The organism is Bacillus glycinifermentans (genome assembly GCF_001042475.2).
In the GTDB taxonomy this organism is placed as follows: Bacteria; Bacillota; Bacilli; order Bacillales; family Bacillaceae; genus Bacillus; species Bacillus glycinifermentans.
In genome coordinates, this window is the sequence record NZ_LECW02000045.1 from 129,354 (window position 1) to 152,943 (window position 23,590).

Here is a 23,590-nt window from a genome sequence, read left to right on the forward strand (position 1 = left end):
AGGACAAGAATGCACCGGAAGTCTTGAAACTCTTCAGCAGCCAGCTCTTTGATATTGGGGGATCACCCATTTCTATCCTTTCACTTAATGCTTGACGACCTCCTGTCCACGAACATTCCAAGTCATCGCAAAGATGAGGGCAGCAATCGCGCAGGAAGCCGTTAATAAAGTAAATCCTGCGTTCCAGCCGGCTGCATCAACGATGGCTCCCATTAAAGCGTTGGCTGTCATCGTTCCGCCAAGGTAGCCGAACAGGCCTGTAAGCCCTGCGGCGGTTCCGGCTGCTTTTTTCGGTACAAAGTCAAGCGCCTGCAAGCCGATCAGCATGACCGGGCCGTAGATGAGAAATCCGATCGCAATCAAGGAAATCATGTCGACCAACGGATTTCCCGCAGGGTTGAACCAGTATACGAGCACGGCGATCAACACGCCGAGCATAAAGACAAAGCCGGCAGGTCCGCGGCGTCCTTTAAACCATTTATCAGAGATCCAGCCGCATAAAAGCGTTCCCGGAATACCCGCCCATTCATACAGAAAATAGGCAACGCTTGATTTGCTCATATCAAACCCTTTTTCTTCGCTTAAATAGGTAGGCGCCCAGTCCAATACGCCGTAGCGGACGAAATAGACAAAAATGTTCGCAAGTGCGATCGCCCAAACCCATTTATTATTTAATACGTATTTAAACAGGATTTCCTTTGTCGATAATTCGGTTTCAAACGTTTTTTTCGTTTTTGTTGAATAATCGTTGCGATATTCTTCAATCGGCGGCAGTCCGACAGACTGCGGCGTATCGCGGATTAAGAAATATGAGATAAATGCGATGACGATTGCGACGAGTGCAGGCAATATAAACACGCCTTCATATCCTGAAGAAGATGTGCCGGCGATTCCGGCGAATACTGCAACACCCGCAATGGCAATTGGAGCCATCAATCCGCCTCCGACATTGTGGGCGACGTTCCAGATCGCCGTTTTATTTCCCCTTTCGCTCACGCTGAACCAGTGAACGAGGACGCGTCCTGACGGAGGCCAGCCCATCCCCTGAAACCAGCCGTTTAAAAACAGCATAATAAACATGACGGCTACAGAAGAAGTAAAGAAAGGAACAAACCCCATAAGCAGGCTGATGATGGCGGAAAGAATCAAACCTGCCGGCAGGAACATTCTCGGATTGCTTCTGTCCGATATCGTCGCCATCACAAACTTGCTGATGCCGTAAGACAGCGAAAGGGCTGACAAGGCCAGGCCCAGCTGTGATTTTGAAAACCCTTCTTCGATAAAATACGGCATGGCGAGCGAGAAATTTTTGCGAATTAAATAGTATGCTGCATATCCGATGAAAATGCCGAGAAACACTTGCAGTCTGAATTTCTTATATTCAGCATCGATTTTTTCATCAGGCAATCTGTCAATCGGCGGTGCAGGTTTAAAAAGCTTAATCATGTTGTCCTCCTGTGTCTGTATTACTTGTTTTCGTTTAACACTTCATGCAGGCGATCGGGAAAGTTGGTGAACATTCCGGTGACGCCCCAATCGAACAGTCTCTGCATGTCTTCTTTTTCATTGACAGTATAAGGGTGAACGAGCAATCCGTGTTTGCGCACCTTTTGGACGTATGCTCGATCAATTTGATCAAAGTTCATCCCGAGACCGACGCTGTAAGATTGATACGCCTCAAGCTCGTCATCCGAAACGGCCGCCGGCCCATCGTACCAAAGCAGCTGCACAAGAGGGATGCCAGGGTCCAGGCGGTGAATGATCTTTAAGCTTTCAGTGCTGAACGATTGATGACTTTGTTCGAATGAACGCTTGGCCCCGTTAATTTATATTTTTTTAGGATTTGCAGCAGCTTTTCTTCCATTTTTGGATAGACTTCGGGCGATTTTGTTTCAATATAATAGCGGCGTTTCTGCCGAACTTTTGAATCACCTCTTCGAGCGTTGGAACCTTCAACCCGGCGTACTCATCTTTCGCCGATTCGGGATATTTTTTATTAAACCACGAGCCGGCATCCAGTTTTTTGATTTCTTTTAATGTATGATCTTTGACCGGTCCCGTTCCGTTTGTTGTGCGGTCCAGTGTTTCATCATGCATGGCAATCAATCGGCCGTCTTTTGTCATTTGCAGATCGATTTCTATGTAATCTCCTTTCATACGCTGTCCAAGCTCATAGGCTGATAGAGTATGTTCAGGGGCATGGCCCGATGCACCGCGGTGGGCGATGTTTAGTATTTTATTAGGATTGAGCGGTTTGGCGGCCGGTTGCGCAGCCTCCGCCTGAACGCCCGCTCCTAAGCCGGTTCCGATCAGAGCGGCGCACATGAATACACTGCGTAAAAGTCCTTTCACTTTGTTCGTTTCCCCTTTCTTTTTTTGGATCAAAAATTCACTTTCCCCCTTTGGATATGAATCTGCTAATAAAGCGACATAGAAAAAAGACCCCAAAAAAACCTCTCTGAAACTAAAGGGTTTTTCTGTGGATCTCCTGAATCTCCGTCACTATTATTAACTTAATCCCTATCATATCAGAGTTGGAAGCGCTGTCAATATTTTTTGTAAAAAAACCTATCATGGAAGATAGGTTTTTTAAATGTTTATTTTGCAAACAATTGGTCGATGTCATCGATATCGTCTTGAGACAGTTTGACATCAGCCGTTTTTAAGTTATCCAGCAGCTGGTCTGCGCGTTTTGCTCCCGGAATCAACATGTCAATCTCCGGTCTTGCAAGGTACCAGGCTAATACGACGTGAGCGATGTCAACATTGTGCTTCTCAGCGATCGGGACCAGCTCGTTCACTTTTCTGATATTTTCTTTAAAACGGTCGCTTTGGAAATGTTCCATCTCCCTGCGGAGGTCGCCTTCAGGGAATGTCGTGTCTTCTGTATATTTACCTGCGAGCAGTCCTGATACGAGCGGGAAGTACGGAACAAACGAAATATCATGCTCCTGGATATACGGGAAATAGGTCGTTTCCGCTTCCCTGTTCAACAGGTTGTATTCGCCTTGGAAAACATCAACAAGTCCGTCTTTATTCGCTTCTTTAAGCTGTTCGAGAGAGAAATTGGAGACGCCGATCGCCCGGATTTTCCCCGCTTTTTTCAGCTCGTTGAGCGCTTGGACGGCTTCATCTTTCGGCGTATGTTCGTCTGGGAAGTGAATGTAGAAGAGATCGATGTAATCTGTTTGCAGACGCTGTAAGCTCTCGTCCACAGACTTCTTCAAAAATGCCGGAGAGTTGTCAAAGACAAAATCGTTTCCTTCTTTCCTGTGAGCCGCTTTCGTTGCAATCACAACATCTTCGCGGTTGAATTCGCGGAGGACTTCACCGATCAGCTCCTCAGAACGGCCGATTCCGTATATGTATGCAGTATCCAGCATCGTCACGCCGTTTTTGAGCGCTTCCCTAACCAGTTCTTTTCCCGTTTCTTCATTCAGGTTCGGATAGAGGTTATGGCCGCCGACTGCATTTGTTCCCAAACCGATCGGAAATACGTGAAGATCAGACTTGCCCATTCTTACTTTTTTCATCGTTTCCCCTCCAAAAAATTAATAGACAGACTTGACCGGCCCGGCCGGCCAAGTTGTTCTCTTTCACTATAAACGCTATGCAAGATGGATTTCAATTTTATGCTCTTGGCAGAACTGATTGTAATCCTCATCAAGAGGCTTGGATGTTACAATGGCGTGCAGCCTGTCAAAGCGCGCATACGTCAGCAAGGTTGATTTGCCGAATTTGGAGTGGTCAGCCAGCAAATAGACTTCCTTTGCTTTTTCAGAAATCTTCTTTTTGATTTCATATTCGAGCAAATCGGAGTTTGTCAGCCCGTGTGTCAAAGTTGCTCCTGTGGCCGACATGAAGGCTTTGTTGATGTTGTATTTATCCAATGTCCCCGGATCATCCATCCCGACAAAGGACTGCGTTTTCCGCTTAAAGTTGCTGCCGATGATAATAAGGTTTATGTTTTTCAAGGCTGCCGCGGCATTGATAATATCAAGACTGTTCGTTAAAACGGTTACATTTTTATTTGGATCAAGCGTTTCTAAAATGGACCGCGTCGTCGTCCCGGAATCGATAAAGACGAGATCGTGATCTTCGATAAACCGTGAAGCGTAATGTGCGATTTTCGTTTTGGCGTCTTTATTTTGGATTGTGCGATTTTCGAAAGGGATCAAAACCGTTTTTTCAATCGCCGTCACGCCGCCGTATACCTTTTTGATAACCCCTTTCTCAGTCAATTTGTTGATATCGCGTCTGACCGTGTTTTTAGAAACATTAAAGACCTGGCACAGTTCGTCTAATGAAACGGTGCCATTTGTCAAAATATACTCTTCCATCTCCTTTATCCGCATCAATTTCATATTTTAAAATCTCCTTCATGGAATCTTTAATTAAAATATAGATAAAAACCAAGAGTTAATCAATAATTGCTTAAGAAATGATAACATTGGTGATTATTTTTTGCAAGGATTGGCTGTATTCCATATTATTACACATATATTATACTAAGATTTTCAAGGAAAAATTTATTTTTTTAATGATTGACTTATGGGTATGATCGGATTAGAATATAACCAAGAAGTGACCAAAACGTGATAATTTTTATGAAATGTTGAGCTTAAAAAGGCTTTACATATCGTTTTCGGTTCTTTTATTGTAGCGAAGTTAGTTGTTTTTTTGTAAGCGTTTAATTTTTTTCGAATCGGTCATGCATGCCGTCTATGACGCCCTATCTGTACCAGAGGATTAATAATTAAGGAGGTTATAAGAATGGCAGAAATCAGAAAGTTAAGAAACTATATTAATGGCGAATGGGTTGAAAGCAAAACCGATAAATACGAAGATGTCGTCAATCCTGCAACGAAAGAAGTACTGTGCCAGGTGCCGATCTCCACGCGGGAGGATATAGAATACGCCGCCCAAACAGCGGCGGAAGCGTTCAAAACTTGGTCGAAAATAGCCGTGCCGCGCCGGGCGAGAATCCTATTTAACTATCACCAGCTTTTGACTCAGCATAAAGAAGAGCTTGCCCGCCTGATCACGATCGAAAACGGAAAAAACACAAAAGAAGCGCTTGGCGAAGTGGGACGCGGGATCGAAAATGTCGAATTTGCCGCGGGGGCTCCGTCTTTAATGATGGGTGATTCGCTCGCAACGATCGCAACTGACGTTGAAGCGGCAAACTATCGCTATCCGGTTGGTGTCGTCGGCGGAATTGCCCCGTTCAACTTCCCGATGATGGTTCCGTGCTGGATGTTCCCGATGGCGATTGCTTTAGGAAACACGTTTATTTTGAAACCGTCCGAGCGCACGCCGCTGTTGACGGAGAAGCTGGTTGAGCTGTTTGAAGAAGCCGGACTTCCAAAAGGCGTATTCAATGTGGTATACGGCGCGCATGATGTCGTCAACGGCATCTTGGAGCACCCGGAAATTAAAGCAATTTCATTTGTCGGCTCCAAACCGGTCGGAGAGTATGTTTATAAAAAAGGAAGCGAGCATTTGAAACGCGTTCAATCGTTGACGGGAGCCAAAAACCATACGATTGTGCTGAACGACGCCAACCTCGAGGATACGGTGACAAATATCATCGGCGCAGCCTTCGGTTCTGCCGGAGAACGCTGCATGGCCTGTGCGGTTGTAACCGTAGAGGAAGATATCGCCGATGCATTTATGGAAAAATTGGTTGAGAAAGCGTCCGAAGTCAAAATCGGAAACGGCTTGGATGACGGTGTATTCTTAGGCCCGGTCATTCGCGAAGAAAACAGAAAGCGCACGCTCGGATATATCGAAAAAGGGATTGCAGAAGGCGCCAGACTCGTCTGTGACGGACGCGGAAACGTATCTGACGAAGGTTATTTCGTCGGCCCGACGATCTTCGACAATGTGACAACCGATATGACGATTTGGAAAGACGAAATTTTCGCGCCGGTTCTGTCGGTTATCCGCGTGAAAAACTTAAAAGAAGCGATTGAGATCGCCAACAAATCTGAATTTGCAAACGGTGCATGCCTGTTTACCTCAAATTCCAACGCGATCCGCTATTTCCGCGAAAACATTGATGCGGGCATGCTCGGGATCAACCTTGGCGTTCCGGCTCCAATGGCATTCTTCCCATTCTCAGGCTGGAAGTCATCGTTCTTTGGAACGCTGCATGCTAACGGAAAAGACAGCGTCGATTTCTATACGCGCAAAAAAGTCGTAACTGCAAGATATCCGGCGCCTGATTTCAACTAAACAGATCATTTCCGAACGGCGTGAATCCCGCGCTGTTCGGTCCATGTTTCAAGATATAAAAAGGAGGCTGTTTCAATGAGTCATTTGCTGCGCAAGCCGCAGGCGGTTGAGCTTTCTCAAGGCGTGAAGGTTGTACACGAAGTCAAAACGTCAAATTCGGATCTTCAATATGTGGAATTTAAAGTCATCGATCTCGCACCCGGCGCCCGCTACTCGGAGGAATTAACCAAAAAGGAATGCTGCATCGTCGCGGTTACCGGAAAAATTACGGTGTCTGATCGAGATGTGACATTTGAGAACATCGGCACGAGGGACAGCGTGTTTGAAAAAAAACCGACGGACAGCGTCTATGTGTCAAATGACCGCACGTTTGAAGTAACAGCGGTTACAAAGGCGAGAATCGCCCTTTGTTATTCCCCTTCAGAAAAACAGCTGCCGACGAAATTGATTAAAGCGGAAGACAACGGCATTGAGCACCGTGGAAAATTTAGCAACAAACGGACCGTCCATAACATTCTTCCCGATTCAGACCCTTCGGCGAACAGCCTCTTGGTCGTCGAAGTCTACACCGAAAGCGGAAACTGGTCCAGTTATCCGCCGCATAAACACGATCAAGACAATCTGCCAGAAGAATCGTTTTTAGAAGAAACGTACTATCATGAGCTTGACCCTGCACAGGGCTTTGTATTCCAGCGCGTGTACACGGATGACCGCTCCATTGACGAGACGATGACCGTCGAGAATGAAAACGTTGTCATCGTGCCGGCGGGATATCATCCGGTGGGGGTTCCTGACGGCTATACATCTTACTATTTAAATGTCATGGCAGGACCTGTGCGCAAGTGGAAGTTTCATAACGATCCAGATCATGAATGGATTCTGGAACGCTAACAATCAGGCGAGGAGTGGCTGTTGAAGATGAAATATACGTTTAACGAGGAGAAGGAATTTGACATTGTGGCGATCGGCCGCGCATGCATTGATTTGAACGCTGTCGAATACAACCGGCCGATGGAAGAAACGATGACGTTTTCGAAGTATGTCGGCGGCTCGCCGGCCAACATTGCGATCGGCAGCTCAAAGTTGGGATTGAAAGCCGGCTTTATCGGCAAGATTCCGGATGACCAGCATGGCAGATTTATAGAATCATATATGAGAAAAACGGGCGTCGACACCTCTCAAATGGTCGTTGACAAAGAGGGGCATAAGGCGGGCCTTGCCTTTACGGAAATCAAAAGCCCCGAAGAGTGCAGCATTTTAATGTACCGGGATGATGTTGCCGACCTTTACCTCGAACCTTCAGAGGTAGACGAAGGCTACATCGCCAAATCGAAGATGCTCCTTGTCTCCGGTACGGCACTGGCAAAAAGTCCGTCGCGCGAAGCGGTTTTAAAAGCGGTGAACCTTGCAAAAAAACATCACGTCAAAGTCGTATTTGAGCTTGACTACCGCCCGTATACATGGACATCACCGGAAGAGACCTCGGTTTACTATACGCTGGTTGCCGAGCAGTCTGACATCGTTATCGGTACGCGCGATGAATTTGACGTAATGGAAAACAAGAGCCGGGGAAGCAACAAAGAGTCTGTCCAACATTTATTCGGGCACTCTGCAGACCTCGTCGTCATCAAGCACGGTGTGGACGGCTCATACGCCTACAGCAAATCGGGTGAGGTTTTCCGTGCAAAAGCTTATAAAACGAAGGTCTTGAAAACATTCGGGGCGGGCGATTCGTATGCTTCGGCCTTTATCTACGGCCTTGTGACAGGAAAGACAATCGAAACCGCATTGAAATACGGAAGCGCCTCAGCCTCTATTGTCGTCAGCAAGCATAGCTCATCAGAAGCCATGCCGACTGTTGAAGAAATCGAACAGCTTATTGCGGCACAGTCTTAAAAAAGAACGAATAAAGGTGGGATCGTTTGTGAGAAAGAAAATACGTTTAACAACGGCACAAGCGTTAATTAAGTTCTTGAACCAGCAGTATATCAATTTTGACGGCGAAGAAACACCGTTTGTCGAAGGAATCTTCACAATTTTCGGACATGGAAACGTCGTTGGAATCGGTCAGGCGCTTGAACAGGATGCCGGCCACTTAAAGGTGTTTCAAGGCAAAAATGAACAGGGAATGGCACATGCGGCAATGGCTTACAGCAAGCAGATGCTGAGAAGGAAGATATATGCCGTGTCGACATCGGTTGGACCGGGAGCGGCTAACCTGGTGGCCGCCGCAGGTACGGCGCTTGCGAACAACATTCCCGTCCTCTTGATTCCGGCTGATACATTTGCGACAAGACAGCCCGATCCGGTTCTTCAGCAAGTTGAACAAGAATACAGCGCGGCGATCACGACAAACGATGCATTAAAGCCGGTTTCGCGGTATTGGGATCGTATTACGCGCCCCGAACAGTTGATGAGCAGTTTGATCCGCGCTTTTGAAGTGATGACAGATCCCGCAAAAGCTGGCCCGGCAACGATTTGCATTTCTCAAGACGTTGAAGGCGAAGCATTTGATTTTGATGAGAGCTTCTTCCGGAAGCGCGTTCACTACATCGACCGCATGGAGCCGAGCGAACGCGAGCTAAAGGGAGCGGCAGAGCTGATCAAATCAAGCAAAAAACCGCTTATTTTAGTCGGCGGCGGTGCGAAGTATTCCGGCGCGCGCGACGAATTAATCGCGATGTCTGAAGCATACAACATTCCGCTGGTTGAAACCCAGGCCGGAAAATCTACGGTAGAAGCCGATTTCGCCAACAACTTGGGAGGAATGGGGATCACAGGTACACTGGCAGCTAACAAAGCCGCCCGCCAGGCCGATCTGATCATCGGAATCGGCACGAGATACACCGATTTTGCAACATCCTCCAAAACGGCTTTTGACTTTGACAACGCAAAATTTTTGAACATCAATGTCAGCAGAATGCAGGCGTATAAACTGGATGCTTTCCAGGTTGTCGCGGATGCGAAACTGTCGCTCAGCAAGCTGCACGGCTTATTGGAAGGCTACAGTAGCGAGTTCGGTTCAACCATCAAGGAGCTGAAAGACGAATGGCTGGCTGAACGCGACCGCCTAAGCAAAGTAACATTTAAGCGCGAAAGCTTTACGCCTGAAATTAAAAATCACTTTTCCCAAGAAGTGATGAACGAATATGCAGATGAACTGAAAACCGAACTGCCGCAAACAACGGCATTGCTCGCCATCAATGAAACGGTTGATCCAGACAGCGTCGTCATTTGTTCAGCGGGCTCTCTTCCGGGCGACCTGCAGCGGTTGTGGCATGCAAACGTGCCGAATACGTACAACTTGGAATACGGCTATTCATGCATGGGATATGAAGTATCGGGCGCGCTCGGACTGAAATTGGCCCATCCGGATAAAGAAGTCTATTCACTGGTTGGGGACGGAAGTTTTCTGATGCTTCACTCCGAACTGATTACAGCCATTCAATACAACCAAAAAATCAATGTCCTGCTCTTTGACAACTCAGGCTTCGGCTGCATCAATAACCTGCAGATGGACCATGGAAGCGGCAGCTATTATTGCGAGTTCAGAACAGAGGATAACCGGATTCTGAATGTGGACTATGCAAAGGTTGCCGAAGGCTACGGCGCCAAAACGTACCGCGCCAACACGGTCGAGGAGCTAAAAGCGGCGATTGAAGATGCGAAGAAACAAGATGTTTCAACTTTGATCGAAATGAAAGTGCTGCCCAAGACGATGACAGACGGCTATGACAGCTGGTGGCACGTAGGTGTTGCAGAGGTTTCAGAACAGGAAAGCGTTCAAAAAGCGTATGAAGCCAAAGAAAAAATGCTCGAATCTGCAAAGCAGTATTAAAGGAGGCACCAGGATGGTCAAATCGGAAATTCTATGGGGCATCGCCCCCATAGGATGGCGGAATGATGATATTCCGGAAATCGGAGCGGGCAATACCCTTCAGCATTTGCTGAGCGATATCGTCGTTGCAGGCTTTCAAGGCACTGAGGTTGGGGGCTTTTTCCCGGAACCGGCGATTTTAAATAAAGAGCTCGAATTGAGAAATCTGAGGATTGCCGGGAAGTGGTTCAGCAGCTTTATTCTTCGCGACGGCATTGAAGAAGCTGCCAAAGAATTTAAGGCCCACTGCCAGTACTTGAAGGAAGTCCATGCGGATGTTGCGGTCGTGTCTGAACAAACGTACAGTGTGCAGGGACTGGATAAGAACGTGTTTAAAGAAAAGCCGCATTTTTCTGATGAAGAATGGCAGCGGCTTTGCGAAGGGATGAATCATCTCGGGGAAATCGCCGGCGAATATCAGCTCAAGCTTGTTTACCATCACCATCTCGGGACGGGGGTGCAGACGGAAGAGGAAGTCGACCGCCTGATGGCAGGCACTGATCCGACGCTCGTTCACCTTCTGTATGATACGGGGCATGCCTATATTTCCGACGGTCATTACATCAATATCCTTGAAAAACATATTGACCGTATCAAGCACGTGCATTTTAAAGACGCCCGACTTAATGTCATGAAGAAATGCAAAGAGGAAGGAAAATCGTTCAGGCAATCGTTTTTGCAAGGCATGTTCACAGTTCCCGGTGACGGCTGCATCGACTTTACGGAAGTGTATCAAACGCTTTTAAAGCACGGCTATTCCGGATGGATCGTCGTAGAAGCCGAGCAGGATCCTGAAGTTGCAAATCCTCTAGAATACGCGCTGATCGCCAGAAAATATATCGACCGTCATTTGTTAAATCCCGCAGCAACCAATTAAGGGGGCTTTACATTGAGCAATGGAAATGCAGCAGTTTCACCATTCAATAAACGAACCATAGCAGCAGCTTTGGCAAATTACATCGACGCGGGTTCCATTGTAGCAGGATCAGCCGGTTTATCTTTATGGGTCAGTTATTTAAAGCTTACGGATACACAGATCGGACTGCTCGGCGCGTTGAGCGCAAACGCCATCTCAGCAGCAATCGGAGCGCTGCTCGGCGGGTTTCTTGCCGACAAAATCGGGCGCAAGGCTGTCTATACGAACAGCATGTTAATTTATGCGCTGGGGATCTGTCTTGTTTTATTCGGCTTCAACTTCCCTATTTTGTTAAGCGGTTACATTATCATTGGTTTATCAGTCGGAGCTGATATTACAGCTTCTTGGACGATTATCGCGGAGAATGCTCCGAAAACAAACAGGGCCCGCCACTGCGGCGTTGCCCAAGTCGCCTGGGCTGCCGGAGCGGTTGTCGTCCTCCTGCTGTCAGTATTGCTGGGCGGGTTTGGCTTATTGGGCAATAAGATTGTCTTTGCACATCTGCTTGTTATTGCATTGATCACTTATGTACTTCGGATGAAACTGCCGGAATCTGACGCCTGGCAGGATAAATCCGAGACGGTGCAAGTCATTCGCAAAACTTCTTATTTGGATCTGCTTCAGCCTAAGTTTTTAAAAAGCATTCTGTTTTTAATGGGCGTGTACTTGGTCTGGAATCTGGCGGCCGGCGTGATGGGATTCTTTATGCCTTACATTTATCAGCAAGTCGGCGGTGTTTCGGCAAACATGGCAAACATTCTGCAGATGGGGCTGTTTATTTTCACCGGGCTTGGCGTCGCTTTTATATTCATGCCTTTCGCAGACAAATATAGAAAGACGGTTTTTGGTATTGCGGCATCAATGGCCGTCATCGGCTGGTCGTTGTTTCTGCTTCCGGTAGAAGGATTGCCGATTCTCGTTCTGTTTATCGTGATGATCGGCATTAACAACGGAGCCGGACAACAGGCTAACTACCAATTATGGGCAAGCGAGATCTTTCCTACAGAGTACCGTGCATCTGCACAAGGATTGATGTTCTTTCTTGTTCGTATCTCAATAGGAGCCTGGAGCCTTTTTGTCCCGATGATCATCTCGAATATGGGCATTGGAGTCATGGCTGCTATTCTCCTCGGGTGTGTCACTGTCAGCATGATCATCGGGCTCGCATTCGCACCGAATACATCCGGCAAATCGCTTGAACAAATTCAGGAAGAACTGTACGGAACTCCGCCAGCTCAAGCTGAACAAGTACAAACAAGAAAAATTATGTAACTACTTTTGAAGGAGTGGCTATCAATGAAATTACACATAGGTGTTATTGGTACAGGAGCAATCGGAAAGGAGCATATCAACCGCATTACGAATAAATTAGCCGGCGGAGAAATCGTTGCGGTTACAGATGTGAATAAAGAGGCAGCTCAACAAGTCGTAAGTGACTACAGCTTGAATGCCAAAGTCTATCCGGATGACGACAGCCTGATCGCAGCCGAAAATGTAGATGCGGTTTTAGTGACAAGCTGGGGACCGGCTCACGAGGCCAGCGTCTTAAAAGCCATTAAAGCGAAGAAGCATGTATTTTGCGAAAAGCCTCTCGCAACAACCGCCGAAGGATGCATGCGCATTGTCGAAGAGGAAATCAAAGCGGGAAAACGCCTCGTGCAAGTCGGTTTTATGCGCCGTTATGACAGCGGTTACGTTCAACTGAAAGAAGCGATCGACAACCGGGTAATCGGCGAGCCGCTGATGATCCACTGTGCGCACCGCAACCCGTCTGTAGCGGAAAACTACACGACAGATATGGCTGTCGTTGATACGCTTGTTCATGAAATCGATGTCCTGCACTGGCTGATCGATGATGATTATGAGTCTGTCCAAGTAATCTATCCGAAAAAATCGAAAAATGCACTTCCTCATTTACGGGATCCGCAAATTGTTGTCATTGAGACAAAAGGCGGGATCATTATTAATGCGGAAATCTATGTCAACTGCAAATACGGCTACGACATTCAGTGTGAGATCGTCGGGGAAGACGGCATCATCAGGCTTCCTGAACCGTCAAGCATTTCTTTGAGAAAAGACGGGAAATTCTCTACAGATATCCTGATGGATTGGCAGCGCCGCTTTGTGGATGCGTACGATGTGGAAATTCAAGACTTCATTGATTCGATTCAACAGAAAGGCGAGGTCAGCGGACCGAATGCATGGGATGGTTATATCGCTGCCGTGACAACGGACGCTTGCGTAAAAGCTCAGGAATCCGGGCAGAAAGAGGCTGTAGCGCTCCAAGAGAAACCGGAATTCTATCAATCGTTTACAACTGTAAAAAAATAATAGGGAGTGAAAAAATATGAAATTGGCATTGGACCCATCGATGTACCGAGATGATTTAACTTTGGAGGAAATGGTCTATAAAACGGCGGAGCTTGGCTACGAATATATCGAACTATCGCCGCGCGAGGATTTTTGTCCATTCTATAAATATCCGAAAGTCGATTCAGCAAAGATCAAACAACTCAAGCGGCTTTTAAGGGATACAGGTGTTAAGCTTTCATCTCTCCTTCCTCTTTACCACTGGGCGGGTCCTGATGAAGAGCGCCGGCAGGCAGCGGTGCGCAATTGGAAAAGGGCGATCGAAATTGCGGTTGAACTTGAAGTGGATTTGATGAACAGCGAATTCAGCGGTTCAAAGTATGAGCCTTATGTCTGCGAAGAGAAATTTATCAAATCCATGGATGAGCTTATTCCAGTCTTTGAAAAAGAAGGCATTAAACTCAATCTTCAAGCCCATCCATACGATTTTATCGAAACGCACAAAGGTGCGATGGATATGATCCGGGCTCTTGACCGGGATTGGATCAACCTTGTTTACTCGACAGCGCATACGTTCTTCTATGATGACGGAAAAGGCGATATCGAGACAATGTTTGACGAAGCCGGCGACCGTCTCACACATGTTTTATTTGCGGATACCCTCAATCATAAAGCAGCGCATGGCCTGCGCTACATCGTCAATCCGCCGGACGCGAAAGTAACGGTTCACCAGCATTTGAACATCGGTGAAGGCGAAGTTGATTTTGATACGATTTTCAGAAAGCTGAGAGAAATGAACTTCGATGGAATTGCGACAAATGCCGTTTTCGCCTGGGTTGATAAAGCGGATGAATCATGCAAATTCATGCTCGAAAAATTGAAACAGGAATTAGGGCTGTAAAGGCTTTTTAGTCCGGCGGGGGGCGTTCGGCTCCCTGACTATGAGATAAGGAGAATCGCAAAAATGAAGCTATGTTTTAACGAAGCAACCACGCTCGAAAATTCGAACCTTGCGAAAGATCTCGAATACTGTGAGAAGCACGGATACGATTATATCGAAATCCGGACGATGGATAAGCTGCCTGAGTATTTAAAAGACCATTCTCTCTCAGAGTTAGCCGAGTATTTTCAAACTCATCATATTAAGCCGCTGGCCTTGAATGCGCTTGTCTTTTTCAACAACCGCGATGAAAAAGGGCACCGTGAAATCATCGAAGAATTTAAAGGCATGATGGAAACATGCAAAACGCTTGGTGTGAAATACGTGGTCGCGGTACCGCTTGTCACCGAACAAAAAATCTTAAAAGAAGATATTAAAGCAAGCTCCGTCGAAGTGCTGACAGAGCTGTCAGACATCGCTGAGCCGTACGGCGTTAAGATTGCTCTTGAGTTTGTCGGGCATCCGGAATGTACGGTCAATACTTTCAAACAGGCTTATGACATCGTCAGCACCGTAAACCGTGATAATGTCGGGCTTGTGTTTGACAGCTTCCACTTCCATGCAATGGGCTCAAGTCTTGAGGATTTGAAGAAGGCGGACGGCAAGAAAATCTTCATTTATCATATCGATGACACGGAGGATTTTCCGATCGGCTTTTTAAGAGATGAAGACCGTGTTTGGCCGGGACAGGGAGCCATTGATTTGGATGCACACTTATCCGCGTTAAAAGAAATCGGCTTTTCAGACGTTGTCTCTGTTGAACTGTTCAGGCCGGAATATTATAAGATGAGCGCTGAAGAAACGATTAAAACCGCAAAGGAAACAACAGTTGATGTCGTTTCAAAATACTTTAAGATGTAACACGAGAAGGAGGGGTGAACGTGGCTTTCGTTTCCATGAAGGAGCTTCTTACAGAAGCAAAGGAACAGCATTATGCAATCGGACAGTTTAATATTAACGGCCTTCAGTGGACAAAGGCGATTTTACAGGCGGCGGAAGAGGAACGCTCACCCGTCATTGCGGCCGCCTCAGATCGCTTAATCGATTATTTGGGCGGATTCAAAACGGTTGCCGCCATGGTCGGCGCGCTCGTTGAAGAGTTGTCGATTACCGTTCCCGTCGTGCTGCACCTTGATCACGGAAGCAGTGCTGAACGCTGCAAACAGGCGATTGACGCGGGGTTCAGCTCGGTAATGATCGATGGTTCGCATTTTCCGATCGCCGAAAACATTGCCATGACGAAAGAAGTCGTGTCATATGCCCGGCTATACGGTGTTTCGGTTGAAGCCGAGGTAGGCACGGTAGGCGGTATGGAAGACGGCCTTATCGGCGGGGTGAAATACGCCGACCTGCATGAATGTATCCGCCTTGTCAAAGAAACGGATATCGATGCGCTGGCGGCCGCTCTCGGCTCGGTTCATGGCAAATATCAAGGCGAGCCGAAGCTTGGATTCAAGGAAATGGAGGAGATTTCGGAAGCGACGGACGTTCCGCTCGTTCTTCACGGGGCTTCGGGAATCCCGGCTGATCAAATTGAAAGAGCGATCAGGCTCGGCCATGCGAAAATCAACATCAATACTGAATGTATGGTCGCCTGGACAGAAAAAACCCGCACGATGTTTAAGGAAAACCTGGATTTATATGAACCGCGCGCTTATATGACGCCTGGGATCGGCGCCGTAAAGGAAACGGTGAAAAACAAAATGAGGGAATTCGGTTCAGCCGGAAAAGCGGCAGGCGCCCGCGAAATGAAAGTATAAAACACTCACAGCTTCATAGTGAGTGTTTTTTATTATATTGTTAAGAGATTTTAAATGTTGTTGACTGGTATTGATATAAAAGTTATAATTTCCCTCATAATCCATTTTGATCAGATTTTTCAGAAAATAAACCGCAAGACGATAACAAACAAGGTGAAGTGTGTGATATGTTGACAAACGTTTTAAAGTACCGCGTGCATGTGCTGTTTGGACTTTTATGCTTGATCGGCGGAACGACGTGGGCTGTGCAAAAAGCGGGGCTCAAGGACAGCCTGCCGTTTTGGTCGGCCGGCATGCGCTTTATGATCGCCAGCGTCATGATCGCCGTCTTTCTGTTGATCCGCAAACAATTTGTTGTTTCAAAGGAGCTGCTCGTACTATCCTTCTTCAACGGCATCATGTATTTTTCGATCCCTTTCGGTTCCGTCTATTGGGCTTCTCTGTATTTGCCAAGCGGGCTGGTCTCCATTCTGGCCGCAAGCATCTCCGTCTTCGCCCTGATCATCAATCGGCTTGTCAAAGGAACCCCGGCTACAAAGATTCAAAAGTGGGGCATCTTCCTCGCGTTGCTCGGCATTACGATCGTATTCGGCAATCAGCTGTTTATCAAGGTTGAAGTCATCGAAATCATCTCCATGGCTGCCATCTTATGTGCAATGTTCGGATCTGCCTTTATACAAATTAAAGTGCAGCAGAAAATCCAAACCCTTCCGATACTAAGCTTCAATTCTCTGTCCATGCTCTCGGGCGGAACGATTTTGCTCATCAGCAGCTTAGTAGTAGAAAGCGGAACGCGGACATTTTCCGGCATCAGTCTCTACTCATTGTTGTACTTGGCGATTATCGGTTCTATATTGGGATTTTGGATCAATATTTACTTGCTTAAAAACTGGCACATCTCAAAAGCGACTTCCCATCTGTTTATCTCTCCAGTCATCGCCCTTTATATCGGCTTTCTGTTTTTGGACGAAACATTAAACGCAAATATTTACTTAGGGACGTTGTTTGTGATTTTCGGAGTCATGTTTATCAACATTAAAAAAGAAGAGAGGGCAGAAAAAATTGACAAAGCTAAACAAACGCTTGGCCATCATTTGCCAAAATAAGCAATTGCCGTTTATTTTTGAAGAAGCTGAACATTTAGGCCTCGATGTTACATTTTTCTACAACTCGCAAGAAAATTGCCCGGGAAATCTCCCGGCAGTTGACCGAAGCGTTCCGATCCCGCTGTTCGAGGATGAAGAGAAAGCAATGAATATCGTCAAGCAAACATTTGTCGAATCTCCTTTTGATGGAGTGGTGACATTGTTCGAGCCGGCGCTTCATTTCACTGCAAAAGCCGCGGCGGAATTAAATCTTCCCGGACTTCCTTTACAAACGATTGAAAACTGCCGGAATAAAAGCGAAACCCGCAGGATTCTTCGGCAGCACGGGTTGAATATCCCTTTCTTCCAAGAAGCTGCTGCTTATGAAGACTTGGAACATGTTCAGCTGACGTTTCCTTTGGTCGTGAAACCGATCAACGGTTTTTCAAGCCAGGGGGTCGTTCGGGCCGATGACCGCAAACAGCTTAAGGAGGCGATGCGCAAAGCAGAGGATATCAATAAGGGCGATCTTAGCCGGTTTGTCACAGGAAAAAAAGGCATCATTGTTGAGCAATTTGTCGACGGCCCTGAATTTGCGATTGAAACATTGTCAATTCAAGGAAAAGTCCACGTATTGTCGATCGGTTATAAAGGCGATTGTAAAGGGCCGTTTTTTGAAGAAGGCGTCTATATTGCACCGGCTAAATTGGATGAGGAGGCGCACGATTCGATCATACGGGAAGTGACGGCGGCCGTTTCAGCTTTAGGCATTCATCAGGGGCCGGCTCATACCGAACTAAGGCTCGATAAAAGCGGACAGCCTTATGTCATCGAAGTCGGGGCGAGAATCGGCGGCTCGGGTATCTCCCATTACATCGTTAAAGAGAGTACGGGCATCAACTTCATGCAACTGGTCATTCAAAATGCCCTTAAACCGCTGGACAGGCATCTAGAAGACGGGATTCGCGCCAAGAGGACGGCCGGCAACTACATCATTCCCGTGCAGGGCTCGGGGACGTTTGAAAAAATCGACGGTCTTGAAGACATCAAACAAAGGCCGGAAGTCAAACGGGTTTTTCAATTTATCAAACCAGGAGCCGAAATTCTTCCGTATCCGCATTTTTCCGGATACCCGGGGTTTATTTTAACAAGCCATGATTCATATGAAGAATGCGAAGCTTTTTACCGGAAATTAGATGGTGACCTTGCCATCATCTATAAAAATAATCTGACGGGTACAATGGGAGGTTAAGATGATCTCGACAAAAGTGCAGGAAGATCAAGCGGTGATGGTTGTTCACACATTGGGTCCGAAAGGTACAAACTGTGAAAAAGCGGGTTTTTTATGGCTTGAGAACCAAGGGCTTCAAGGTGAGGTCAAGCTTTATGAAACGCTGGAAGAGGCGCTACTTCATGTAAAAGAGACTGAAAATTCAGTCCTTTTGGGCTGCGCGGTGTATCCGTTTTTGCACAATATCGTATTTGAGAATTTGCTCGATTTACAAATCATAGATAGCTTTGTCATGCCGACATACAATATGGTGTTTGCCGTGAAGCAAAACACGAGGGAACCGGATGTCAAAATAGTCGCATCACATCCTGCACCTGCTCATCTTGCAAAACTGTTCAGCGATCATGTGGATTTGGTCAGCAGCAATTCCCAAGCAGCGCTTGCCTGCGCATCAGGAGCAGCCGACGGCTGTATTACGACGATTAAGGCAGCCCATGAAAACCATTTGCATGTCATAAAGGATTTCGGCGAGGTGCCGATGTGTTTTACCATTCACGGAAAAAGCGAGGGAGGAAGCCGATGAAGACGTTGACGCGTGGCATCGTAAATATGGTAAACGAACAAATTGTACCGCAGGTTCATGAATTGCAAATGTATCAAAACGAAAAAGGACAGATTACAGAGCAGCAGGTCAGGGCGAAACAGCTTCTCCTTCAATTAGCCGAAGCTGCCGGAATCATATATGAGGCGGTACATGTGCCTGAGGCCGGCGCAGCGTTTAAAGAGGATGTCTTGGACTGGATCGGCCGCGGATTGGACGACACGCCGTATTTTGACCGTTTATTAACGGCATATCGCCCTCCGCAGGATCAGGAGACGACCTTCTTTCTCGCCCCTGTCGTTACGCCTAACGGGCCGCATACGAAAGGCTGCTTTTTTGAGGCTTTCCTGGCCGTTCGCGATGAGCCGGCGATGATGAAGCCGATTGAGGTGGAGATGCCTCACCCGGAAAACGGCTGCCAGTCGCTGAAGCTGATAGCGGGAACCAGGGGGTTCACAGAAGAAAAATGCATCGTATTTTTCCCGGAAAATGTTAAGACGAAAGAAAAAATAACAGAGCAGACGTTTGCGATTTTTTATTTCAATAAGTTCTACCAAATCTACCATGAGGATACGTTGAAGAGGGCGCGGGCTATTTTTGAAAACGTTCCTTTCAAATCGGCGCACATTTCTCCTGAAAACACGTATGAAGCAAGAGTCCTTTGGGGTTACTTGCACGACTATTACCACCACTGCGGCAACAAGCCTTTTCACAAGCACATTCAAGCGAAAATGAATTTTTTTGCGGGAATATTGGAGGAAATCAAAGTGGATTGCCAGTCTATCCTCGCTTTAGCAGAACGAAAGTACGATTATTGGGAGGAAATTATCGAATTTGTCCTGTTTGAACGTCTGCTGCGCTACCCGAGCCAGCATAATGCGACACACAACTTTGATTCCGGGACGGGATTTTTTCTGTTCAGCTGGATCATCGACAACGGCCGCTCCATCAAAAAGGGAAAAGATAAGCCGGCATCGCTCGATCTTTCATTATGCATGGACGACTTGAAAAAACTCGTTGCCGAAATCGAAGAGCTGGAAGAAATAGAGGATGATTCGGTTTATAAAAGAGAGGCTGAACGCTATGTGAGGAAATATTTGCCTCCCGGAAATGAGGGAGGGCGGTTCGGCGTCCCGACGCAGTATTTTATCCATGATATAAACAACGCCGTCAAAACGGACCGTATCATGTTTAGGGGGTAAAACATTGAAGCCGAAGCTCAGCATCATAGGCGAAAAAATGAATGAGAAGACGGGGATCAGGGCGGTGATGGCGATATTCAGGAAATCCTTCATGTCGGCTCGCGTGAATATCTCAATTTGAGCGCCGGCAATCCGATGATCCTTCAGGAAACGGCCGCGATGTGGCAAGCAGTTTTAGAGAGACTGCTTGAGAATGGTACGTTCCTTTCGGCCATCAGCCAATACGGATCAAGCTATGGAACGGACGAGCTGATCAACAGCGTCGTCCGGTTCTTTTCACACCGCTATGGTCATGACATTGAGAAAGAAAATGTGCTGATTACGGCGGGAAGCCAGCAGTTGTTGTTTTTTGCGATCAATTCATTTTGCGGCATGGGAAGCGACGGTGTCGTGAAAAAAGCTTTGATTCCGATGCTTCCGGATTATGCGGGGTACAGCGGTGCGGCGTTGGATATGGACACGGTCGAAGGCATCCCGCCGTTAATTTCAACATTGGATGATCACATGTTCCGGTACGAACTGGACCGGGAACGCTTTTTAAAGAGGATGCAAGGCGCTTGCGATATCGTCGCCGTCGTGCTGTCCCGGCCGAATAATCCATCAGGAAATGTTCTTTCTGAAGAAGACGTGCTGCTTATTTCTGACGCCTGCCGTGACGCCGATGTACCCCTTCTCATCGATTCCGCATATGCGCCGCCTTTTCCGGCTATCAACTTCATCGAAATGGAGCCCGTTTTTACCGATCAAATTATCCATTGCATAAGCCTTTCAAAGGCGGGCCTCCCCGGTGAAAGGGTCGGGATCGCCATCGGTCATCCGCGTTACATGAAGGTGATGGAGGCTTTTCAATCAAATGCGGCGATTCATTCTTCAAGGCTGGGGCAATATATGACGGCAGCTGTGTTGGATGACGGGCGCCTCGCCGCCGTTTCGCAGCATGAGGTGCGGCCTTACTACCATAACAAATTTTTGCTGCTGAAGGACGCTTTGCTTCGAGAAATGCCGGGCGATATCAAATGGCATTTGCACAGAGGGGAAGGCTCGCTTTTCGGTTGGCTGTGGATCGAGGATCTCCCTGTTGCTGATATCGAGCTGTACGCCCGGTTGAAAGCAAACGGCGTCATCATCGTCCCCGGTGCGTCTTTCTTTCATCATGTTCCGTGGGATTCGCCGCATGTCCGGCAGTGCATTCGCATCAGCCTGACGGCAGCCGATGAAGATATTAAAAAAGGAGTCGGCATTTTGGCCGGTGTCGTCGAAGGCGTGTGTCAAGATGAGAAACTAATAAAAAACAGGGGCTGATCGTTAGCCCCTGTTCTTTCCGTTGTCAGTCTTCCGTTTTCTGCGTCTTGCCATGATCCAAATCAGAACGGCCGCTACCGCTATGATCAATGCGATGACGCCGAAATATATCATATTCTGCTGACCGTTTTCCTTCGTTTTTTCGGTCTGTGTTCCGCTTGGTTTTTCTGCAAGCTGCTGATGGTTTGTGAAGAGCTGACTGCTGTCCGTTTCATTGATGACGGTCGCTGTGTTATCGTTGCTGTTCAGAAAGCTGATCATTTCTTTTGTGACGGCAGCGCCTTGCCCGTTAAACGGTGCAAACACGGCCATCGAGTAGTTTGAATCCCACGGCGATGTCTGTGTAAACGCAACTTGTTTTGCCGTTTCGTTCAGCATTTGGAAGGATGACACGTCGAGCGTCCCGTTTTTCGCTGCCGGCACGGCCAAGTCCGATGCTTTCTCTTTCAGAAGAGGAAACTGGCCAATGCCGCCGATGAACATGACGTTCCGGCCTTTCATATCATCTGCTTTCACTTCAGAGGATTTTTTGACCGTGAATGAATGCTGGGATTCACTGCCGAATGAATCTGTCACAAGCGAAAGCTCCTGAAGCTTCGATTGATCGACTTTGTCAGGCAGGACAATCAGCGTTGTCTTAGCTTGAATTCCCGCGAAGGGAAGCGGCCATTCCTGAAAGTCGGCTGACGCTGTCGTGCTGCTGACAGGGTACGTGAGTGCGCTGCTTTTATCAATGAATACCCATTTGTCATCGTCTGTTGCATAGCAGGGATTGTTCTCCTTCAAGCCGGAAGTGGCAAATTGAATATCGATGTAGCGGTTTTTTTGCAAAAGCTTCGGATCGACTTTTAAGGTCACATGATAAAAGCCGTTTTTGTCTTCTTTTCCTAAATCGTCAAGCCGGACGGAGTGAGGCTGGCCGTTGATCATGACCTTCAGCTCCGCCTCTTCGGCGGATAAATCGCTTTGGGACGTTAGCTTTTGAATCGTTTTTGATTTTTTTAATGCAAGGGACAGCTTCGCCGATTGATCCTTGTCCAAAATTGCAGGTGCAGGATAATAATAATGCTCAGAAGAAGATTGCCCTGCGCCGATTGTCAAATCGCCCGCTCCGAAATCCTCAAGCGTCAGCTTACCCGCGTCCCGTTTTGTTTGATATTGCAGCTTCCCGATTGCGAGCGTTTCGCCGCTGAGCTGGCCGGCGTATGTTTTATCGGTGATGACGCTGATTTTCACGGAAAGCACGTCATCAGACGCCGCGTTGACAAACAGAACAGGCTGCTGTTTACCGTTTGCCGTGAGCACCCGTTCCGCAAGCAGAAGCTTATCTTCTTGCGCTTTTATATCGCTTTGTGCCAAAAGCTTTTCCACTTTGCCTTTCCAATGCTTTTGAACGCCGATTAAAATCGACGGCCTGTCGATGCGCTTCATGTCTGATTCGTTCAAAGTCGTGATGCTGATGCTGCTGTCAATCGTTTTTAGATAGCTTTCCGTTTTAACAGCCGCTTCTATTTCTGCGGAACTCGGATCGTCCGGAATGACGATTGCCGTTTTTTCCACGGTGTTTCCTGATTGGGCAAATGGATACGGATAGTGCTCAAGCGCCGCTCCCTTTGCTTCGTTCTTGTCCCCCAATGTCAGATGGCTGTCCGGATAAATTTTGATCCAGTTCCCGGAGGAATCCTGCCGGACGCAGACGCCTTCCTTCACCACTCCGTAAAACTTCAATGACAGGCTGTGAAAACCCTGAGACGCTTGGCTTTTGTTCAGCGTCAGCTTTAATGTTTTGCGCTCTGCATTCCCTGTAAGCTTTACCGTTTTGACCGGTTCGTTATCGATCTCAACCGTCAGGGAAGAAGGGGAGATTAACAGGTCAGAGGCTTCATATTCAAGCGCAAGCTGCTGATGGGAGGAAGAGGCGCCGGCTGGAATTTGATACGTCAGCTCCGTGCTGTCCTTTGTACCATACATTGTGATGAGATCGCTCGTAAGCACTTGCTGCTTTGCTTGTTCACGGCTGTTTTCTCCGAGGATCGAGCCGTCCACCTTTACTTCTTTGGCTAAAGCGGCTTCCCCTGTCACTGCCGCCAGCATGAAGCCTACGAGACATATGATTGCATATTTCAAAA

The 23,590-nt window shown here is 47.3% G+C and carries 18 protein-coding genes and 2 pseudogenes; 15 read left to right on the forward strand and 5 right to left on the reverse strand.

Annotated features, from left to right (window positions below):
• Positions 1–84: 84 nt before the first annotated feature.
• From glpT to AB447_RS20095, 4 genes and pseudogenes are all read right to left on the reverse strand, one after another.
• Positions 85–1,446, reverse strand: a complete 1,362-nt coding sequence (glpT, locus tag AB447_RS20080) for a glycerol-3-phosphate transporter (RefSeq protein ID WP_046130535.1) — start codon at positions 1,444–1,446, stop codon at positions 85–87.
• Positions 1,447–1,466: 20 nt separating this feature from the next.
• Positions 1,467–2,325 (reverse strand): annotated as a pseudogene (locus AB447_RS20085) (glycerophosphodiester phosphodiesterase).
• Positions 2,326–2,597: 272 nt separating this feature from the next.
• Positions 2,598–3,533 (reverse strand): aldo/keto reductase, encoded by a 936-nt coding sequence (locus tag AB447_RS20090; protein ID WP_046130534.1) that lies wholly within the window; start codon positions 3,531–3,533, stop codon positions 2,598–2,600.
• A 75-nt stretch (positions 3,534–3,608) separates the two neighbouring features.
• On the reverse strand, positions 3,609–4,364 hold the full coding sequence (locus AB447_RS20095; protein ID WP_046130533.1) for a DeoR/GlpR family DNA-binding transcription regulator: 756 nt from the start codon (positions 4,362–4,364) through the stop codon (positions 3,609–3,611).
• Positions 4,365–4,773: 409 nt separating this feature from the next.
• On the opposite strand from AB447_RS20095, the gene iolA reads away from it, so the two are divergent.
• From iolA to AB447_RS20170, 15 genes and pseudogenes are all read left to right on the forward strand, one after another.
• Positions 4,774–6,237 (forward strand): methylmalonate-semialdehyde dehydrogenase, encoded by a 1,464-nt coding sequence (iolA, locus tag AB447_RS20100; protein WP_046130532.1) that lies wholly within the window; start codon positions 4,774–4,776, stop codon positions 6,235–6,237.
• 75 nt (positions 6,238–6,312) lie between these two features.
• Positions 6,313–7,128 (forward strand): 5-deoxy-glucuronate isomerase, encoded by an 816-nt coding sequence (gene iolB, locus AB447_RS20105; protein WP_048354194.1) that lies wholly within the window; start codon positions 6,313–6,315, stop codon positions 7,126–7,128.
• 27 nt (positions 7,129–7,155) lie between these two features.
• Positions 7,156–8,133 carry a 5-dehydro-2-deoxygluconokinase gene (gene iolC / locus AB447_RS20110; RefSeq protein WP_048406465.1) on the forward strand — a complete coding sequence of 326 codons (978 nt, stop codon included), beginning with the start codon at positions 7,156–7,158 and terminating at the stop codon, positions 8,131–8,133.
• Between the two features lie 28 nt (positions 8,134–8,161).
• A complete protein-coding gene (gene iolD, locus AB447_RS20115) occupies positions 8,162–10,075 on the forward strand; it encodes a 3D-(3,5/4)-trihydroxycyclohexane-1,2-dione acylhydrolase (decyclizing) (protein ID WP_048406466.1) in 1,914 nt (637 codons plus the stop codon).
• Between the two features lie 13 nt (positions 10,076–10,088).
• Positions 10,089–10,991, forward strand: coding sequence for a myo-inosose-2 dehydratase (gene iolE / locus AB447_RS20120; RefSeq protein WP_048354195.1), 903 nt, complete (start codon positions 10,089–10,091; stop codon positions 10,989–10,991).
• Positions 10,992–11,003: 12 nt separating this feature from the next.
• Positions 11,004–12,302: an MFS transporter gene (locus AB447_RS20125; RefSeq protein WP_048354196.1), complete on the forward strand. Its 1,299-nt coding sequence runs from the start codon at positions 11,004–11,006 to the stop codon at positions 12,300–12,302.
• A 24-nt stretch (positions 12,303–12,326) separates the two neighbouring features.
• Complete coding sequence (iolG, locus tag AB447_RS20130; RefSeq protein WP_048354197.1) at positions 12,327–13,361, forward strand: bifunctional inositol 2-dehydrogenase/D-chiro-inositol 1-dehydrogenase; 1,035 nt, start codon at positions 12,327–12,329, stop codon at positions 13,359–13,361.
• 16 nt (positions 13,362–13,377) lie between these two features.
• Positions 13,378–14,241: a sugar phosphate isomerase/epimerase family protein gene (locus tag AB447_RS20135; RefSeq protein ID WP_048354198.1), complete on the forward strand. Its 864-nt coding sequence runs from the start codon at positions 13,378–13,380 to the stop codon at positions 14,239–14,241.
• 63 nt (positions 14,242–14,304) lie between these two features.
• Positions 14,305–15,141 carry a 2-keto-myo-inositol isomerase gene (iolI, locus tag AB447_RS20140; protein WP_048354199.1) on the forward strand — a complete coding sequence of 279 codons (837 nt, stop codon included), beginning with the start codon at positions 14,305–14,307 and terminating at the stop codon, positions 15,139–15,141.
• A 20-nt stretch (positions 15,142–15,161) separates the two neighbouring features.
• Positions 15,162–16,040 (forward strand): class II fructose-1,6-bisphosphate aldolase, encoded by an 879-nt coding sequence (gene fba / locus AB447_RS20145; protein ID WP_048354200.1) that lies wholly within the window; start codon positions 15,162–15,164, stop codon positions 16,038–16,040.
• A 167-nt stretch (positions 16,041–16,207) separates the two neighbouring features.
• Entirely contained in the window at positions 16,208–17,146 is a 939-nt protein-coding gene (locus AB447_RS20150; RefSeq protein WP_048406471.1) for a DMT family transporter, read from the forward strand.
• Positions 17,103–18,377 (forward strand): ATP-grasp domain-containing protein, encoded by a 1,275-nt coding sequence (locus AB447_RS20155; protein WP_048354201.1) that lies wholly within the window; start codon positions 17,103–17,105, stop codon positions 18,375–18,377. Before AB447_RS20150 ends, AB447_RS20155 begins: the two co-directional genes overlap by 44 nt.
• 1 nt (position 18,378) lies before the next feature.
• Positions 18,379–18,939 carry a type 2 periplasmic-binding domain-containing protein gene (locus tag AB447_RS20160; protein WP_048354202.1) on the forward strand — a complete coding sequence of 187 codons (561 nt, stop codon included), beginning with the start codon at positions 18,379–18,381 and terminating at the stop codon, positions 18,937–18,939.
• Entirely contained in the window at positions 18,936–20,159 is a 1,224-nt protein-coding gene (locus AB447_RS20165) for a DUF6421 family protein (protein WP_048354203.1), read from the forward strand. Before AB447_RS20160 ends, AB447_RS20165 begins: the two co-directional genes overlap by 4 nt.
• 4 nt (positions 20,160–20,163) lie before the next feature.
• Positions 20,164–21,461: pseudogene (locus AB447_RS20170) on the forward strand (valine--pyruvate transaminase).
• 3 nt (positions 21,462–21,464) lie between these two features.
• Here AB447_RS20170 and AB447_RS20175 read toward each other — a convergent pair.
• The gene (locus AB447_RS20175) at positions 21,465–23,588 is read right to left on the reverse strand and encodes a cellulose biosynthesis cyclic di-GMP-binding regulatory protein BcsB (RefSeq protein WP_046130594.1); all 2,124 of its coding nucleotides are present in this window, start codon (positions 23,586–23,588) and stop codon (positions 21,465–21,467) included.
• Positions 23,589–23,590: the final 2 nt, after the last annotated feature.

What these genes read in the sequence shown, in the direction of transcription:
- iolA (WP_046130532.1), top strand. Translation starts at nt 4,774, where the DNA reads ATGGCAGAAATCAGAAAGTTAAGAAACTATATTAATGGCGAATGGGTT.
- glpT (WP_046130535.1), bottom strand. Translation starts at nt 1,446, where the DNA reads ATGATTAAGCTTTTTAAACCTGCACCGCCGATTGACAGATTGCCTGAT.
- iolG (WP_048354197.1), top strand. Translation starts at nt 12,327, where the DNA reads ATGAAATTACACATAGGTGTTATTGGTACAGGAGCAATCGGAAAGGAG.
- AB447_RS20090 (WP_046130534.1), bottom strand. Translation starts at nt 3,533, where the DNA reads ATGAAAAAAGTAAGAATGGGCAAGTCTGATCTTCACGTATTTCCGATC.
- iolB (WP_048354194.1), top strand. Translation starts at nt 6,313, where the DNA reads ATGAGTCATTTGCTGCGCAAGCCGCAGGCGGTTGAGCTTTCTCAAGGC.
- AB447_RS20095 (WP_046130533.1), bottom strand. Translation starts at nt 4,364, where the DNA reads ATGAAATTGATGCGGATAAAGGAGATGGAAGAGTATATTTTGACAAAT.
- iolI (WP_048354199.1), top strand. Translation starts at nt 14,305, where the DNA reads ATGAAGCTATGTTTTAACGAAGCAACCACGCTCGAAAATTCGAACCTT.
- AB447_RS20150 (WP_048406471.1), top strand. Translation starts at nt 16,208, where the DNA reads ATGTTGACAAACGTTTTAAAGTACCGCGTGCATGTGCTGTTTGGACTT.
- iolC (WP_048406465.1), top strand. Translation starts at nt 7,156, where the DNA reads ATGAAATATACGTTTAACGAGGAGAAGGAATTTGACATTGTGGCGATC.
- AB447_RS20165 (WP_048354203.1), top strand. Translation starts at nt 18,936, where the DNA reads ATGAAGACGTTGACGCGTGGCATCGTAAATATGGTAAACGAACAAATT.
- AB447_RS20160 (WP_048354202.1), top strand. Translation starts at nt 18,379, where the DNA reads ATGATCTCGACAAAAGTGCAGGAAGATCAAGCGGTGATGGTTGTTCAC.
- iolE (WP_048354195.1), top strand. Translation starts at nt 10,089, where the DNA reads ATGGTCAAATCGGAAATTCTATGGGGCATCGCCCCCATAGGATGGCGG.
- AB447_RS20135 (WP_048354198.1), top strand. Translation starts at nt 13,378, where the DNA reads ATGAAATTGGCATTGGACCCATCGATGTACCGAGATGATTTAACTTTG.